We start from the raw sequence: 556 nt of genomic DNA, 5'->3' as shown, positions 1-556 counted from the left end.
GCTGGGCCTGCGCGAGGAGTTGAACGGCAGCAGTGGGCACACGCGCCTGAGCATCACGCATTTCATCATGGCGGCCGTTGGCCGGGCCCTGGTCGAGATGCCGGCCTGCAACCTGCTCTGGGCCGAGGACGAGATCATCGAGCTCGCCAGTCCGGATGTTGGGCTCGCGGTCGACAGCGAGCGCGGCCTGCTCGTGCCGGTGCTCCGCGAGGCCGGCCACCTGAGCCTGGATGCGGTCGCAGACGGGTGTGGCGATCTCGTGGCCCGCGCGCGCTCCGGACGCCTGGCGAGCGCCGAGCTCGAGGGCGGCGCCATCTCGGTCTCCAATGTCGGCATGTTCGGCGCCTCGCATCTCGTGCCGATCATCAATCCCGGCCAGTCGGCCATTCTCGGGGTCGCGGCGCAGAAGCCGGTCTTCCGGCCGGATGCGAACGGCCTGCCGTGCCTGCGGCGCGAGGTCGGTCTCGTTCTCTCCTGCGACCACCGCGTGCTCGACGGCGTGCGGGCGGCGCGCTTCCTCGATCACATCGTCAACACCCTTGAAAACCCGTTGCAG

The 556-nt window shown here is 69.8% G+C and carries 1 protein-coding gene; it reads left to right on the top strand.

Features of this window, described 5'->3' with window-relative positions:
* Positions 1–556: 2-oxo acid dehydrogenase subunit E2 (locus AB4Y92_RS25365; RefSeq protein WP_441822129.1), on the top strand; the 556-nt coding region annotated here is incomplete at both ends.

Source organism: Lysobacter sp. TAB13, from assembly GCF_052113885.1.
Classification (GTDB): domain Bacteria; phylum Pseudomonadota; class Gammaproteobacteria; order Xanthomonadales; family Xanthomonadaceae; genus Lysobacter; species Lysobacter gummosus.
Note: the sequence above shows the minus strand (reverse complement) of the source record. Positions and strands in the feature narration are given on the sequence as shown.